The sequence below is a fragment of the Variovorax sp. J2P1-31 genome, assembly GCF_030317215.1.
Taxonomy (GTDB): Bacteria; Pseudomonadota; Gammaproteobacteria; order Burkholderiales; family Burkholderiaceae_C; genus Variovorax.
Genome location: NZ_JASZYA010000001.1, coordinates 2242750 through 2256552, shown reverse-complemented (window position 1 = coordinate 2256552; position 13803 = coordinate 2242750). Strand labels below are relative to the sequence as shown.

General features: G+C 70.5%; 12 protein-coding genes and 1 pseudogene. 2 read left to right on the top strand and 11 right to left on the bottom strand.

The window, feature by feature from the left end; translation table 11 throughout:
• Nucleotides 1-3 precede the first annotated feature (3 nt).
• Together QTI20_RS10495 and QTI20_RS10490 are read right to left on the bottom strand one after the other, a co-directional pair.
• On the bottom strand, nucleotides 4-1218 hold the full coding sequence (locus tag QTI20_RS10495; protein WP_286548044.1) for a dienelactone hydrolase family protein: 1215 nt from the start codon (nucleotides 1216-1218) through the stop codon (nucleotides 4-6).
• A 28-nt stretch (nucleotides 1219-1246) separates the two neighbouring features.
• Nucleotides 1247-1747 (bottom strand): GNAT family N-acetyltransferase, encoded by a 501-nt coding sequence (locus QTI20_RS10490; protein WP_286548045.1) that lies wholly within the window; start codon nucleotides 1745-1747, stop codon nucleotides 1247-1249.
• Nucleotides 1748-1794: 47 nt separating this feature from the next.
• Here QTI20_RS10490 and QTI20_RS10485 point away from each other — a divergent pair, with 47 nt between their 5' ends.
• Nucleotides 1795-2457 carry a DedA family protein gene (locus QTI20_RS10485; protein ID WP_286548047.1) on the top strand — a complete coding sequence of 221 codons (663 nt, stop codon included), beginning with the start codon at nucleotides 1795-1797 and terminating at the stop codon, nucleotides 2455-2457.
• Between the two features lie 240 nt (nucleotides 2458-2697).
• On the opposite strand, the gene QTI20_RS10480 is transcribed toward QTI20_RS10485, so the two are convergent.
• The 3 genes from QTI20_RS10480 to tsaE form a co-directional block, all read right to left on the bottom strand.
• Nucleotides 2698-2961, bottom strand: a complete 264-nt coding sequence (locus QTI20_RS10480) for a YMGG-like glycine zipper-containing protein (RefSeq protein WP_183026536.1) — start codon at nucleotides 2959-2961, stop codon at nucleotides 2698-2700.
• 136 nt (nucleotides 2962-3097) lie between these two features.
• Entirely contained in the window at nucleotides 3098-4543 is a 1446-nt protein-coding gene (locus QTI20_RS10475; RefSeq protein ID WP_286548049.1) for an N-acetylmuramoyl-L-alanine amidase, read from the bottom strand.
• Nucleotides 4540-5049, bottom strand: coding sequence for a tRNA (adenosine(37)-N6)-threonylcarbamoyltransferase complex ATPase subunit type 1 TsaE (gene tsaE / locus QTI20_RS10470; protein ID WP_286548050.1), 510 nt, complete (start codon nucleotides 5047-5049; stop codon nucleotides 4540-4542). Before tsaE ends, QTI20_RS10475 begins: the two co-directional genes overlap by 4 nt.
• Between tsaE and queG the strand changes: the two genes are divergently transcribed.
• Nucleotides 5035-6102 (top strand): tRNA epoxyqueuosine(34) reductase QueG, encoded by a 1068-nt coding sequence (gene queG, locus QTI20_RS10465; protein ID WP_286548051.1) that lies wholly within the window; start codon nucleotides 5035-5037, stop codon nucleotides 6100-6102. The genes tsaE and queG overlap by 15 nt on opposite strands.
• Nucleotides 6103-6106: 4 nt before the next feature.
• On the opposite strand, the gene QTI20_RS10460 is transcribed toward queG, so the two are convergent.
• From QTI20_RS10460 to QTI20_RS10435, 6 genes and pseudogenes are all read right to left on the bottom strand, one after another.
• Nucleotides 6107-6934, bottom strand: a complete 828-nt coding sequence (locus QTI20_RS10460; protein ID WP_286548052.1) for a siderophore-interacting protein — start codon at nucleotides 6932-6934, stop codon at nucleotides 6107-6109.
• 128 nt (nucleotides 6935-7062) lie between these two features.
• Nucleotides 7063-7638, bottom strand: a complete 576-nt coding sequence (locus QTI20_RS10455; RefSeq protein WP_286548053.1) for a PadR family transcriptional regulator — start codon at nucleotides 7636-7638, stop codon at nucleotides 7063-7065.
• Nucleotides 7639-7766: 128 nt separating this feature from the next.
• Nucleotides 7767-9248: a GGDEF domain-containing protein gene (locus tag QTI20_RS10450; protein ID WP_286548054.1), complete on the bottom strand. Its 1482-nt coding sequence runs from the start codon at nucleotides 9246-9248 to the stop codon at nucleotides 7767-7769.
• A gap of 19 nt (nucleotides 9249-9267) precedes the next feature.
• Nucleotides 9268-10356 carry a mechanosensitive ion channel family protein gene (locus tag QTI20_RS10445; protein WP_286548056.1) on the bottom strand — a complete coding sequence of 363 codons (1089 nt, stop codon included), beginning with the start codon at nucleotides 10354-10356 and terminating at the stop codon, nucleotides 9268-9270.
• Nucleotides 10353-12600: pseudogene (locus QTI20_RS10440) on the bottom strand (FUSC family protein). The gene QTI20_RS10445 and the pseudogene QTI20_RS10440 overlap by 4 nt, the downstream one beginning before the upstream one ends.
• Nucleotides 12600-13652 (bottom strand): inositol monophosphatase family protein, encoded by a 1053-nt coding sequence (locus QTI20_RS10435; protein WP_286548059.1) that lies wholly within the window; start codon nucleotides 13650-13652, stop codon nucleotides 12600-12602. Before QTI20_RS10435 ends, QTI20_RS10440 begins: the two are co-directional and overlap by 1 nt.
• Between the last annotated feature and the right edge of the window lie 151 nt (nucleotides 13653-13803).

Here is a 13803-nt window from a genome sequence, read left to right as displayed (position 1 = left end):
TGTTCACGCGAGCAGCGTGTTCGAGGGCAGCTTCTCGTCCAGCAGCTTGCGCGCGGTCTCGATGCCCGCGACCGGCAGCAGCTTCGGGTCGAGCAGGCCGACCTGCACCAGCACGCTGGCCTGGTCCCAGTAGATGTGCTCGTGGTAGAGCTTGTTGCCGCGGAACTTGATCACGGCGAGCAGCGGCACCTCGACGCGCCTGCCGGTCGGCGCGACGCCCGGCAGCATCCACGGGATCTCGGTGGTGTGGGTGAAGCAGAACAGCAGCTCGTCGACCACCTGCGTGGCGCCGACGGTGCGCGAGATCGAGGTCAGCGTGGTGTCGGGCGGGTTGCTGTTGACGAAGTGGTTCGTGTAGAAGGCGTGCAGCGCCCGGTAGCCCACGCCGCCGGTCATGGTCGGGATGTGGTTGACGTAGGGCTCGGGCACCATGGTCGACATGGTGTCGTCGACGTTGCGGGTGCCGAACTCGTACTCGCAGTGCTTGTCCCACAGCGCCGACAGGTCGTAGTGCGGGCCGATCGCGCCCTTGAGCGTGGCGATGCTGCGCTCGTGCGCCATCAGCGCCGAGGGCTTGTGGAAATGCTCGCCGCCGGCACGCGCGAAGGCGTGGTCCATGCCGGGGTAGACGTACAGCGACACACCCGGCCGGCCCTTGAGCGTGGCGACGATGCGGTCACGCGCCTCGGGCGGGCAGAAGCCGTCTCGCTCGGCGATGTGCAGCGTCAGCGGGCAGCGGATCTTGTCGGCCTCGTCGAGCGCGGCGTCGATGCCCACGCCGTAGTAGCCGACCACCGCATCGGCATCGGTGCGGCAGGCCGCGAGGTAGGCCAGCTTGCCGCCCAGGCAGAAGCCCAGCACGCCGACCTTCTTGTCGGTCACTTCGCTGCGGGCGCGCAATGCGTCGATGGCGGTCTGCATGTCCTGCATGCCCTTGGCTTCGTCGAAACCGCCGTAGAGCGCGAAGGCGCGCTGCCAGTCGGCCTCGCTGTAGCCGAGTTCGACGTTCGGCTCCTGGCGCCAGAACAGGTCGGGCACCAGCACCACATAGCCTTCCTCGGCGTAGTAGTCGGCCACCTCGCGCATCGTGTGGTTGATGCCGAAGATCTCCTGGGCGATCACCAGGCCCGGGCCGGTGCCGCCTTCGGGCAGTGCGAGGTAGCCGCGAAAGCTGCCGCTGCCGTCGGCGGCGTTCATCTGGATGTAGGTGCCTGTCATCGTGCGTGTCTCCGGGTGGGGTGGTTTCTTATTCGGGTTGCTTCAGCTGCTTGAACATGACGTAGGCATCGACGAAGCCCAGCGTCGGATGCCTGAACGCGCCGGGCAAGGTGCCGACGATGGCGAAGCCCATCTTGCGCCAGAGCCGCACCGCGCCCTCGTTGGTCGACACCACGAAATTGAACTGCAGCGCGCAGAAGCCCATGCGCAGCGCCTCCTGCTGCGAGTGTTCGCACAGGGCCGAGGCCACGCCCAGGCCGCGCGCGGTGTCGGACACGACGTAGCCGCAGTTGCCCACGTGCGCGCCCTGGCCGGGCTGGTTGGGCCGGATCGCGTAGGTGCCGAGCACCGTGCCCTGGTCGTCGCAGGCCACGAAGATCGCGGTGGGCACGGTCATCCAGGACTGGCGCGCCTGTTCTTCCGTGATGTCGGGCGGGTAGGTGTAGGTGTCGCCGCGGCGGAAGGTCGGTTCGAGGACGGCCCAGAGAGCGGGCCAGTCCGCCTCGGTGGCGGCGCGGATGTGCAGCATGGGGGGATTCACGGAGCGTTCGGGTTCAACAAGGATAATCCGCGCCCATGGAAATCATCAGCTTTCTCGTCGACTTCATTCTTCACATCGACAAACACCTGGAGGCTTTCGTGATCGCCTACGGGCCGTGGGTCTATGCGCTGCTCTTCGCCATCGTGTTCGTGGAGACCGGCGTCGTGGTGATGCCTTTCCTGCCCGGCGACTCGCTGCTGTTCATCGTGGGCGCGCTGTGCGGCATCGGCCTGATGAGCTTCCCGATCGCCTGCGTGATCCTGATCGCGGCCGCGATCCTGGGCGACCAGTGCAACTTCACCATCGGCCGCTACTTCGGGCCCAAGGTCTTCCAGTGGGAGGACTCACGCTTCTTCAACAAGAAGGCCTTCGACCAGGCCCATGGCTTCTACGAACGCTACGGCGGTGTGACCATCATCCTCGCGCGCTTCATGCCCTTCATCCGCACGTTCGCCCCCTTCGTGGCGGGCGTGGCGGCCATGAAGCGCGGCAAGTTCACGCTCTTCAACGTGGTGGGCGCGCTGATCTGGGTGCTGGGCATCGCCACCGCCGGCTATTTCTTCGGCAACCTGCCGCTGGTACGCGAGCACCTCGAAAAGATCATCTGGGGCCTGATCCTGATCCCCGGCCTGATCGCCATCTTCGGCGCCTGGCGCGCCGGACGGGCCGAAAAGGCAAGAGCCCAAAGCATCGGCTGACCCCCCTAACGGAGAAAGCGCGCCAAGGCGCGCTTTCGACTGTTCCAGGGATACCGCGGAACCGGCTCTGCCGGGCCGCCGGTATCGCCCCCGGAAGGGGGAGGGCTAAGCGACACGAAGTGCGCGACGCCTCGGGGGGGAATCAAGTACTCCGCGGAACCGGCTTTGCCGGGCCGCTGGTATCGCCCCCGGAAGGGGGAAGGCTAAGCGAAACGAAGTGCGCGACGCCTCGGGGGAGAGTCAATACCGGGGCCCGTTGTTGGGATAGTAGCGCTGCTGATTGCGCTGGTCCGCATTGCGGCCCACTTCGTTGCCGACCAGGCCGCCGATGGCTGCACCGCCGACCGTGGCCGCCGTGCTGCCGCCGATCGCGTTGCCCAGCAAGGCACCGCCGACCGCGCCGCCCGCGACGCCGAGGTTCTGGTTGGGTCCGTTGCCGGCGCAGCCGGCCAGAGTCATGACGGTGGCGGCGACGGCCGCCGTGGTCCAGAGACGTGTCTTCATGGTGTGCACCTTTCAAGGAGTGATGCGTCCATTCTCTGGATCGCGCTGCACTTCGTTGTAGGCGCAGGCCGCGCCCCCCTGCGCGAGTGGGCGCGGCATCCTTGCGAGACACGGCGGGGGCAGGGCCCCGCGGGTCCTACAGCTGCCGGCTGCGTGCCAGCGGCGGGTTCTGCGCGAAGTAGCGCTGGATGCCGCGCATCAGCGCATCGGCCAGGTCCTCCTGGTACTTGGTGCTGCGCAGGTTGGCTTCTTCTTCCGGGTTGCTGATGAAGGCGGTCTCGACCAGCACGCTGGGGATGTCGGGTGCCTTGAGCACCGCGAAGCCGGCCTGCTCGACCTGCGGCTTGTGCAGCCGCGCGCCGATGTTGCGGATCTCGCCCAGCATCGCACTGCCCAGCTTGAGGCTGTCGTTGATTTGCGCGGTGGTGCTCATGTCGAGCAGCGCGCGCTGCACCTGCACCTCGTGCGCACCCACGTTGAGCCCGCCCACCTTGTCGGCCTGGTTCTCCTTGTTCGCGAGCCAGCGCGCCGCGCTGCTCGAGGCGCCCGACTGGCTCAGCGCGAACACGCTGGCGCCGCGCGCGGCCGGCGTGGTGAAGGCGTCGGCATGGATGCTCACGAACAGGTCGGCCTGCACGCGCCGCGCCTTCTGCACGCGCGTGCCCAGCGGCACGAAGAAGTCGGCGTCGCGCGTGAGGAAGGCCCGCATCGGGCTGCCGTTGACGTTGCCCGCGTTGATGCGGTCGCGCAGCCGGTGCGCGACCTGCAGCACGATGTCCTTTTCGCGCGTGCCGTTAGGGCCGATGGCGCCGGGGTCCTCGCCGCCGTGGCCGGGGTCGAGCGCCACGATGATGATGCGGTCGGTGCGGCTCGCGGTGGCGGCCACGCGCGGCGGCGGTGGCGGCGGCGGCGCCACGGGCGGCGGCACCGGCGCGGCCGGTGGCCTGGCGGGCGCGGCGGCGATCACCGGCGGTGCGGCCGCGGGCGAGGGCGAAGGCGAGGGCCGCGTGGCGTGCTGCGCCATCAGGTCGCCCAGCGGGTCCGTCGCGGGCGGCGGCGCGGCCGCGACGGCACTGCCATTGCCGCCCACGCGCGGCGCATCGCGCAGCCGGTCGGCGATCAGCGCCTCCATCGGGTCGACCGGCTGCTCCGGATAGAGGTCGAGCACCAGCCGGTGCCGGTAGGCCGCGATGGGCGCGAGCGAGAACACCTGCGGCTGCACCGGCTGCTTGAGGTCGAACACGATGCGCACCACGTTCGGCGCGTACTGGCCCACGCGCAGGCCGTTGATGTACGGGTCGCCCGGCTTGATCTGGCCGACCAGGTCGCGCAGCGCGGGATTGAGCTCGATGCCTTCGATGTCGACCGCCAGCCGCGGCGGGCTGCCGACGATCAGCTGCTGGGTCTGCAGCCGGCCGTCGGATTCGATGGTGACGCGGGTGTAGTCGGTGGCGGGCCACACGCGCACCGCCATGATGGTGGCGCCGCGCGCGATCTCCTGCACGCCCAGCAGCAGCACCAGGCTGCCGGCCTTGAGGAAGGTGCGACGCGGTGCGCCGTCGGGGTTCTGTGCCTTCTTCATGCAGCGGCGGCGTCCAGCAGGGCCTGGCCGCGCGGCGTGCCGGCGCGGAGGTTCACGGTGCGGGTGTCGTCGGTCATGGTGTCGATCCTAAGGGTGAGGTCTGCGCTCGGCAGCCGGCCGGCCGCGTTGTCGGGCCATTCGGCCAGCTTGAGGCCCGGGCCCGCGAAGATGTCGCGAAAGCCCGCGTCCTCCCATTCGCGCGGGTCGCTGAAGCGGTAGAAGTCGAAGTGGAAGATGAGCAATCCGTCGGGCGCTTCGTGCGGCTCGACCACGGCATAGGTCGGGCTCTTGATGCGTCCCGCGATGCCGAGCGCACGCAGCAGATGGCGAACGAAAGTGGTCTTGCCGGCCCCCAGGTCGCCGTGCAGCGCGAGGAAGGCGTCGCGCAACTCGGGCATGGCGGCGAGGGCGCGTGCGAAGGCCTCGGTGTCGGCTTCGCTGCGCCAGGTCAGCGTGGCCCCGTTCGCCTGGGGCGTTTCTACAATCGGCAGGTGATCGGCAGCCATCCACTCGTTCTTCGTATTCAGGCCTTGGCCCGGGAATTGGGATTCTCCCAAATCGGCGTCGCGGGCGTCGATCTGTCGAGCGCCGAGCCGGGTCTGATGCAATGGCTGGCCCAAGGGTTCCATGGCGAGATGCATTACATGGCCAGCCACGGCACGCGCCGCGCGCGGCCGGCGGAGCTGGTACCGGGCACGGTGTCGGTGATCACCGCGCGCATGAACTACCTGCCGCGCGCCACGCCCGCCGACTGGCAGGCCGTCGAATTCGCGCGGCTCGAGCGGCCGGGTGAGGCCATCGTGTCGGTCTATGCGCGGGGTCGCGACTACCACAAGGTGCTGCGCAACCGGCTCGCGACGCTGGCCACGCGCATCGCCGAAGAGGTCGGCCCCTTCGGCCACCGCGCCTTCACCGATTCGGCGCCGGTGCTCGAAGCCGAACTGGCCTCGCGCAGCGGCCAGGGCTGGCGCGGCAAGCACACGCTGGTGCTGGACCGCGACGCGGGCTCGATGTTCTTCCTGGGCGAGATCTACGTCGACATGGCGCTGCCCGAGAGCGCGCCGGTCACGCCGCACTGCGGCAGCTGCAGCGCCTGCATCGACGTCTGCCCCACCCAGGCCATCGTCGCGCCGCAGCGGCTCGACGCGCGGCGCTGCATCTCCTACCTGACCATCGAGCATCCGGGCGCGATCCCGGCCGAGCTGCGGCCGCTGATCGGCAACCGCATCTACGGCTGCGACGACTGCCAGCTGATCTGCCCCTGGAACAAGTTCGCGAAGAAGAGCACGCTGCCCGACTTCGATGCGCGCGAGGGCCTGACCGGCCGCACGCTGGGCGCGCTGTTCGCGTGGAGCGAGGAAGAATTCCTGCGCCACACCGAAGGCAGTCCGATCCGCCGCATCGGCCACGAGCGCTGGCTGCGCAACATCGCGGTCGCGCTGGGCAACGCGCTGCGCGCAGGCGAGGCCGATGCGGCCGAGGCGCTGGCCTCACGCGCCGAGCACCCGAGCGCGCTGGTGCGCGAGCACGTGGGATGGGCGCTGGCGCAGGCCGACTGAGTTCTTACTCGTCGTGCGAGTCGTGCGTGCCGGCGCTGCCGTCGCGCCAGTAGCCCGAGGCACGAATCCATTTCGGGTTGGCGCGGCACTCGTCGATCAGGTGGGCGCGCAGCAGCTTCGCGTGCGCCGATTCGCAGCCGATCCAGGCATGGAAGGCGCCGGTGGGCAGGCGTGCCGCATGCAGCGCCGCCAGCAGCGGTGGCGTGCCGCGGGCGGCGCCCGCGCGGTGCACCCAGGTGATGGCGACGTCGGCTTCGCTGGGCAGGTCGACATGGTCGGCCTCGCTCTCGACCTCGGCCAGCACGACGGCGCGCGCACCCTTCGGCAGCTCGGCCAGGCGGCGCGCGATCGCGGGCAGCGCGGTGTCGTCGCCGATCAGCAGGTGCCAGTCGAAAGCCATCGGCACGATGAAGGAGCCGCGCGGGCCGCCCACGCCGAGGCGGTCACCGGGGGCGGCGCGCTCGGCCCAGCGCGTGGCCGGTCCGGCTTCGTGCAGCGCGAAATCGATCTCCAGCGTGCGCGCGGCGGCATCGAAGCGGCGCGGCGTGTAGTCGCGCATCGTGGGCTTGCGGCCCTCGGGCCAGACCGGGCCCTCGGGGCCGGCGGTGGGCAGCGCGAGCACACCGGTCTGCTCGTCGGGGAAGAAGAGCTTCACGTGGTCGTCGAAGCCCGGGCTCGTGAAGCCCTCGAGCGCCTCGCCGCCCACGGTGACCCGCACCAGGTGCGGCGTGATGCGCTGGACCTGGCGCACTTCGAGTTCACGGAAGCGCAGCGGGTGGCGCACGCGTTGCGGTGTGCGGTCGGGGAAAGAGGCGTTGGTGGTGTCGTTCAAATCAAAACTCCATGAAAGGCGAACAGTTCTTCGTCAGACGCACCGCGGAACCGGCTCTGCCGGGCCGCCGGTGTGGCCCCATTGAGGGGGGAGGCGGCCACACGCAGTGGGCAAGCAACGGGGGTGGGTCAAATCTGTTCCAGCTGTTGTGCGGCGTGGTCGAGCACCGCGGCGAAGGCATTGGCTTGCGCCGGCGTCAGCGCTTCACGCGCGAGTCGCATTCGCATGGCTAGCTTGAGGTTCTCGATGGCCCGCATGACCTGCGGCGGCCGGCCGGCCCGCGGGCCGGCGCCATCGACGCCACCGTTCATCCGCGCCAGCATGGCGTCGGCGGTGGCGCGGTTCTCGGCCAGGAAAGCCTGGCCGGTGTCGGTGATGCGGTAGCGCTTGCGGCCGCCGGCATCGGCTTCCTCGACCGTGAGGTAGCCCAGTTCTTCCATCAGGGTGAGCGTGGGGTAGACCGTGCCCGGGCTGGGGCTGTAGGCGCCGCCAAGCCGGTCCTCGATGGACTTGATCAGTTCGTAGCCGTGGCTGGGCTTGTCGGCGATCAGCTGCAGCAGCACGAAGCGCAGGCCGCCGTGGCCGAAGATGCGGCCGCCACCGCCGCGGGGACCGCGACCGCCGCCGAGGCCGTCCTCGTGTTCGCCGCGGGCCATGCGGGCGTGGGGGTGGCCGTGGTGTGGGTGGGCGTGGGGATGGCGCATGGGGTTCTTTCGTTCTATCTAATTTGATAACGATATATCTAAATAGAGTCGAAGTCAAACCCACACGCACGGCAGGTCCTTGACGGGACGGCAGCGGGAAAGTGCATTGGCGCCGTGCGCCGGGCGCGTCAGGCCGGTGCCTGGGCCTCGAAGGGGTGGATGCGGTTGCGGCCGCGGTCCTTGGCCCGGTAGAGCGCGGCGTCCGCCGCCTCCACGAGCGAGGAGGGGGTGCGGGGATGGACCTGCCCCATGGCCGCGATGCCGATGGAGACGGTGACGACGCCATGGGTGCTCGCGGGATGCGGGATGCCGAGCGCCTCGACGGCGCGCTGGATCTCCCCGGCGAGCGCCAGCGCGGCGCCGTCGACCGACTGGCGCACCAGCACCATGAACTCCTCGCCGCCGTAGCGGCCCACCAGGCCGCGGAAGGCCAGGGCGCTGTGCGCCATGGTGCGGCCCACCTCGGCCAGCACGCGGTCGCCTTCGGGATGTCCCTGGGAGTCGTTGAACTTCTTGAAATGGTCCACGTCGGCGAACAGCACGCACAGTTCGCTGCCTTCGCGCTCCGCGCGCCGGGCCTCCAGTTCGAGCATGCTTTCCAGCGCGCGGCGGTTCGCGAGGCCGGTCAGGCCGTCCGTGTTGGCGAGCACGGCGAGGTGCCGCTCCATGCGCGCGCGCGCCTGCAACTCCCGGCCCAGGAAGCCCGACAGCCCGATCAGGCCGAGGCCGAAGACGAGCATCGCCGCGAGCACCGGGCCGGACCTCCGGCGCCACGGTGCGTAGATGTCGTCGAGGGCCGGCGCGAGCAGGACCTTCACGCCGGTGTCGGCGACGGTGCGGAAGACCAGCAGCCGCGCGCGCCGGTCGCTCGCATCCTCGCTCAGCAGGCTGCCGCCGTAGGCCGCCTGGATGCGGCGGTACATCGACGGGTGGCCGGCATCGGCCGCGGGCAGGCTCGTGATGACCGTGCCTTCGGGCCCGAAGACGGTGGTCATTCCGTGGGCGCCGATGTCCAGGCCCTGGAGCAGTTCGGTGAAGTAGTCCACGTTGAGGTAGAGCACCGCCACGCCCGCGAAGGAGCCGTCGGCGTTCGAGATGCGGCGCGAGAGCGCGATGTTCGTCATGTCGGCCACGGCCCTCGACGCGAAGGGGCCGCTGATCTTCACGCCCGGGTCGGCGGCGTCCAGATGGACGCGGAAGTAGGCGCGGTCGCCGACGTCCTGGCCCACGATGCGGGCGTTCTTGAGGTTGGCGGCGATCCGGCCGCTGGCATCGATCACCGCGCCCGAGGCGATGTGGCGCGCATCCAGCGCGCGGTCGAAGAGGACCTGGTTTCGCAGGCGCTCGGGCATCGACATGATGTCGGGGCGGCCCCAGTTCTCGGCGATGGCCTGGAGCGACAGCTCGTAGAGCTCGAAGTTGCGCTCGATGTCGCGCTGGGCGATGAGCGCGAGGTTGTCGGCCTGCTGCCGCGCATGCGCCAGCGTGTCCGAACGCTCGCGCCACAGGGTGAGCGACAGCAGCGCGAGCATCACGCCCGTGACCAGCACGCCGCAGCCCAGCGCGCTGAACACGGGGTGCCGCCGCCACAAGGCGCCGAGCGCGGCCATCGGGAGCGGGCCTCCGGCCTCAGCCCGTCTGCAGCGGCAGCGCCGCGGCGCCGGCCGCCTTGGGCGCATCGCCGTCCTCCACGCGCAGGCGCGGCAGGAACTGCGGGTACTCGCGCTGCATGAAGGCGATCAGCCCCTCGCGCACCGTGCAGCGCAGGTCGAAGGCCAGGCCCGAGTTGGCCGCGGTGCACAGCACGCGGATCTGCATCGCGCGCTCGGTGGTGTCGACCACGCGCAGGTTGAAGAAGCGTCCGTCCCATTCGGGCGCGGCCTTGACCAGGCGCTCGACCTCGGCGCGCAGCGGTTCGAGCGGCATGCCGTAGTCGGCATAGACGAACACCGTGCCCAGCAGCTGCGCGTTGTGCCGGGTCCAGTTCTGGAAGGGCTTCTCGATGAAGTAGCTCAGCGGCAGGATCAGCCGGCGGTCGTCCCAGATCTTGAGCACGACGAAGGTGCCGGTGATCTCTTCCACGCGGCCCCACTCGCCCTCGACCACCAGCACGTCGTCGATGCGGATCGGCTGGGCCAGCGCGATCTGCAGGCCCGCGATCAGGTTGCTGAACACCGGCTTGGCGGCCAGGCCGGCCACGATACCGATCACGCCGGCCGAGGCCAGCAGGCTGGCACCGACCTGGCGCGCGCCGGGGAAGGTCATGAGCATCATCGCGCCGCCGGCCACCAGCAGCATGCTGTTGGCGGTGCGCGCCAGCACGCGCGTCTGCGTGAGCACGCGCCGCGCCTGCAGGTTGTCGGCCGCGTCGTAGGGGTGCTTGGCGATCAGGCCGTCGGCGAAGCCGTTGACCGCGCGGATCGCGAGCCAGGCGGCCGCGGCGATCAGCAGCAGCCCGTTGAGGTGCCGCACGCCCGCGATGAAGCGCAGTTCGTCGGGCGCGGCCTGCCAGACCATCTGCAGGGCGAGCAGCGGCAGCACCAGGCGGGCCGCGGGCTTGATGTTGACCAGAAGCGCATGCAGCACCGGCGTGTGGCGCGTCACCCTCTGAAGCACCGCCGAGGCCACGCGGTGCACGAGCAGCGCGAGAAAGACGGCGATCAGGGCGGACAGGAGGGGAGCGAACCAGGGGTGGCCGAGCAGCATGTCTTGGGTCATCGTTCAGGGGTTCCTTGTGTGGAGGGGGTTGGAGAATCGTCGGAAAGGGATTGCAGGATGCGTGCCGCGTCGTCGCGCAGCTGCACCGAGATGCCTGTGGCCAGGTCGAGCCGGCGCAGCAGCCAGGGGCTGATGTCGTTGTCGAAGGGGTCGGGCAGCGGGATCGGGCCGGCCAGCGCGGTGGCCGGCGCGCCCGAGGGCAGGTCGCTGCCGGCGATGGGCGTGCTGCCGATGGCCGCCTCGATGCGCGCGGCGGTGCGCTGCAGCGGCCCTTCGATGTCGGCGGGCGTGAGCCGGTCGCGGCGCAGTACCAGCATCGACTTGACCGCGCTCAGCTGGGCCAGCAGCTGGTAGCTGTGGGCCTGCAGCTGTTCCAGCGGCACGATCGGCGGGCGCACCGCGCGCGGCTCCGACAGCGAGCGCTGCGTGGCCTGCACCAGCGCCGAGAGGCTGTCGAAGGCCTCCTTGCGCGCCAGCCGCCATTCGAGCTCGGGGCTGCTGTCGACCGCCTGCAGCTGGCCCAGGCCCAGCGCCAGCCGTGCGTGCAGGGCCTGCGCGCGCAGCGTGCGCGCCACCAGCGCCGGGATCTGGCTGCGCTCCCACGAGGGCAGCACGTAGCAGAAGGCCCAGGCCAGCGCGGCCCCGATCAGGGTGTCGGCGATGCGCTCGAAGAGCGCGAAGGTCGGGGCCGCGCCGGTGTTGAGCAGGTGCGCCTGCACCAGCCCGAGCACCGTGGCCGCGACCGCGGTGATCAGGTAGCGCCGCACCGCGAAGCCGTGCGCCACCGCCTGTGCCACCACGGTCGCCGCCAGCAGCGCGAGGGCCGAGGGATGGGCCGACAGCAGGCCGACCGCCAGCACGCAGCCCAGCAGCGTGCCGGCGACCCGCGCGTTGCGCCGTTCCAGCGTCTGCGACAGGCTGCCGCGCAGCACCACCACGATGGTCAGCAGGATCCAGTAGTCGTGCGAACCCCAGGGCAGCAGCAGCGCGACGCCGTAGCCCGCGGCGATGGCGAGCGAGGCCCGGATCGCATGGCGCAGCGGCGGCGCGTCCCAGCGCCACAGCGTGAGGAAGGGGCGCCACGACCGTCGGGCTGACGAACATGTGCCAGTTGGCGCGCACCACCGCCAAGTCGGGCGCCACCTCGCCGCGTGCCATGGCGTGGAGCCGCAGCACCTCGTCGTTGATGTGGCCGATGCGGCTGGCCAGGCCGCGCGCCAGCATGGCGGCGGAGGGGCCGGCCGCGGCGCTGGCGGGCCTGTCGTCTTCGGGCGGGCGCACCGCGATCAGCTGCGCCCGGCGGTTGGCCACCGCCTCGGGGCGACGGCCCAGCAGCAGCGCATCGGCCAGTGCCGCGGTGTCGTCGGCCAGCGCCTCGAGCACGCGGCGCATCTCGGTCAGGGCGGGCGCGTGCGAGGGATTGGCCTGCAGGGCCTCGAGGTCGAGTTCGCTGGCCAGCAGGTGGTCGCGCATCTCGAGCACGATCACCAGCATGCCCGCGAGCCGCTGGCGCTGCGGCGTGCGCGGCGACTCGAGTACGATGTCGCGCGTGGCCTGCAGCTGGTCGGCCAGCGCGGCCTGCTCGCGCAGCAGCCGGCCCAGCAGGGGGGCGGGCACCTCGCGCACGTCGCCCGACTCCTCGCGCGAGCTGAACTGGCTGGCCTCGGTGCGCATCAGCGCGGACAGCGACAGCAGCACGTCGGCCATGGCCTGCACGCGGTAGCGGCCGTTGAGCGCGAGGTTGGCCAGCGTCGCGTAGATCACGTAGAGCCCGGCGCCGAGGCCGAAGATCAGGGTGCGGTAGATCGCCTCGTCGAGGTTCTCCGGCTTGTGGGTGGCCATCGAGAAGATCATCGAGAACATCACCGCGATCGCGATCGGGATGCCGCGCTTGCCCCAGGCCATGGCGGTGAAGGCGAAGAAGGTGGCCGGCACCATCAGCAGGCCGAGCCGGATCGGCGCGCCGTGCAGCATCTGCACCGCGAAGAACAGCGGCAGGCCGATCAGCGGGGCCGGCAGCATCTGCAGGAACTTGCCGCGGCGCGGGCCGGGCAGGTCGGGCGGCGCGGTAACGATCACGCCGACCGACGCGGCCGCCGAGGCCAGCGCGCCCAGCCAGAAATGCACGCCGGCCGAGATCAGGAACAGCCCGAAGGCGACCGAAAGGCCGTTCGCGATGTAGTGGCTGAGGCCGACCCGCAGCGCGGCGCGGGTGCGCAGGACGGCGGCGCGCGGCGCCTGCATCAGCGGGCGGCGGGGTCGCCCTCTGCGGGCGGCGTGGGGGCGTCACGCCGGATGCGCGTGAGCTTGCGCGGCGACGGTGTGGCCGGGGCCGCGGGCGTCTCGTCGGCGCCCTCGGCGGTATCGGCCTCGAGGCCCGAGGTGGTGGTGCGGGCGTACAGGTCGGCCGAGGTGTCGGCTTCGGGGTTGGCGTTGGCCGCGACCTGGCGCATGCGGTCGCTGGCGCGCATCTTGTCGTCGACGCCCGCGAACTTCGAGTACTTGGCGAGCATCGGCACCAGCTGGCCGTAGATGCGCGGGGCGCCGGCCAGGCATTCGCGCTGCTCGAGGAACTCGGGCTCGCCGGTGAAATTGCCGACCAGCCCGCCGGCCTCGGTCACGAGCAGCGAGCCCGCGGCCACGTCCCAGGGGTTGAGGCCGGTTTCGAAGAAGCCGTCGGTGAAGCCGGCCGCCACGTAGGCCAGGTCCAGCGCCGCGGCGCCCGGGCGGCGCAGGCCGGCCATCTTGGGCATCAGGTCGGCCATGATGGCCAGGTACTGCTTGAAGTTGTCGCCGGTGCGGAAGGGGAAGCCGGTCGAGATCAGGCAGTCGCTGAGCTTGACGCGCTTGCTCACACGGATGCGCCGGTCGTTCATGTAGGCGCCGCGGCCCTTGGTGGCGGTGAACAGGTCGTTGCGGCTCGGGTCGTAGACCACCGCCTGCTCGACCTTGCCCTTGACCGCCAGCGCGATCGACACGCAGTAGACCGGGAAGCCGTGGATGAAGTTGGTGGTGCCGTCGAGCGGATCGATGATCCAGACGAAGTCCGAATCCTTGGCGCCGTATTCGCTGCCCGACTCTTCCGCGAGGATGCCGTGGCCCGGGTACGCGGCGAGCAGGGTCTCGATGATGACCTTCTCGGCGGCGTGATCCACCTCCGTCACGAAGTCGTTGACCTGCTTCTGCGAGATGCGAACGGCTTCGACGTCGAGCGCGGCGCGGTTGATGATGGCACCGGCGGCGCGTGCGGCCTTGACGGCCACGTTGAGCATGGGATGGAGATTGGGCGACGACATGGATTGTGGAAGAGCGGCGGGGGCAGGGGCCCTGAAGAGGCGTCCGGGCGATGCGGGACGCAGGAAGGCCGCGATTTTACAGGTCCGGCGCGATCCGGTGCATTTTTCGGGCTTTGCGGGCCCTCACGCGGGCGCAAGCACCGGCGCTTCC

Excerpts from the sequence above, each read along its gene's own strand:
- QTI20_RS10455 (WP_286548053.1), bottom strand. The coding sequence starts at position 7,638 with ATGCGCCATCCCCACGCCCACCCACACCACGGCCACCCCCACGCCCGC.
- QTI20_RS10475 (WP_286548049.1), bottom strand. The coding sequence starts at position 4,543 with ATGAAGAAGGCACAGAACCCCGACGGCGCACCGCGTCGCACCTTCCTC.
- QTI20_RS10450 (WP_286548054.1), bottom strand. The coding sequence starts at position 9,248 with ATGGCCGCGCTCGGCGCCTTGTGGCGGCGGCACCCCGTGTTCAGCGCG.
- QTI20_RS10490 (WP_286548045.1), bottom strand. The coding sequence starts at position 1,747 with ATGCTGCACATCCGCGCCGCCACCGAGGCGGACTGGCCCGCTCTCTGG.
- QTI20_RS10495 (WP_286548044.1), bottom strand. The coding sequence starts at position 1,218 with ATGACAGGCACCTACATCCAGATGAACGCCGCCGACGGCAGCGGCAGC.
- QTI20_RS10445 (WP_286548056.1), bottom strand. The coding sequence starts at position 10,356 with ATGACCCAAGACATGCTGCTCGGCCACCCCTGGTTCGCTCCCCTCCTG.
- QTI20_RS10435 (WP_286548059.1), bottom strand. The coding sequence starts at position 13,652 with ATGTCGTCGCCCAATCTCCATCCCATGCTCAACGTGGCCGTCAAGGCC.
- tsaE (WP_286548050.1), bottom strand. The coding sequence starts at position 5,049 with ATGGCTGCCGATCACCTGCCGATTGTAGAAACGCCCCAGGCGAACGGG.
- QTI20_RS10480 (WP_183026536.1), bottom strand. The coding sequence starts at position 2,961 with ATGAAGACACGTCTCTGGACCACGGCGGCCGTCGCCGCCACCGTCATG.
- QTI20_RS10485 (WP_286548047.1), top strand. The coding sequence starts at position 1,795 with ATGGAAATCATCAGCTTTCTCGTCGACTTCATTCTTCACATCGACAAA.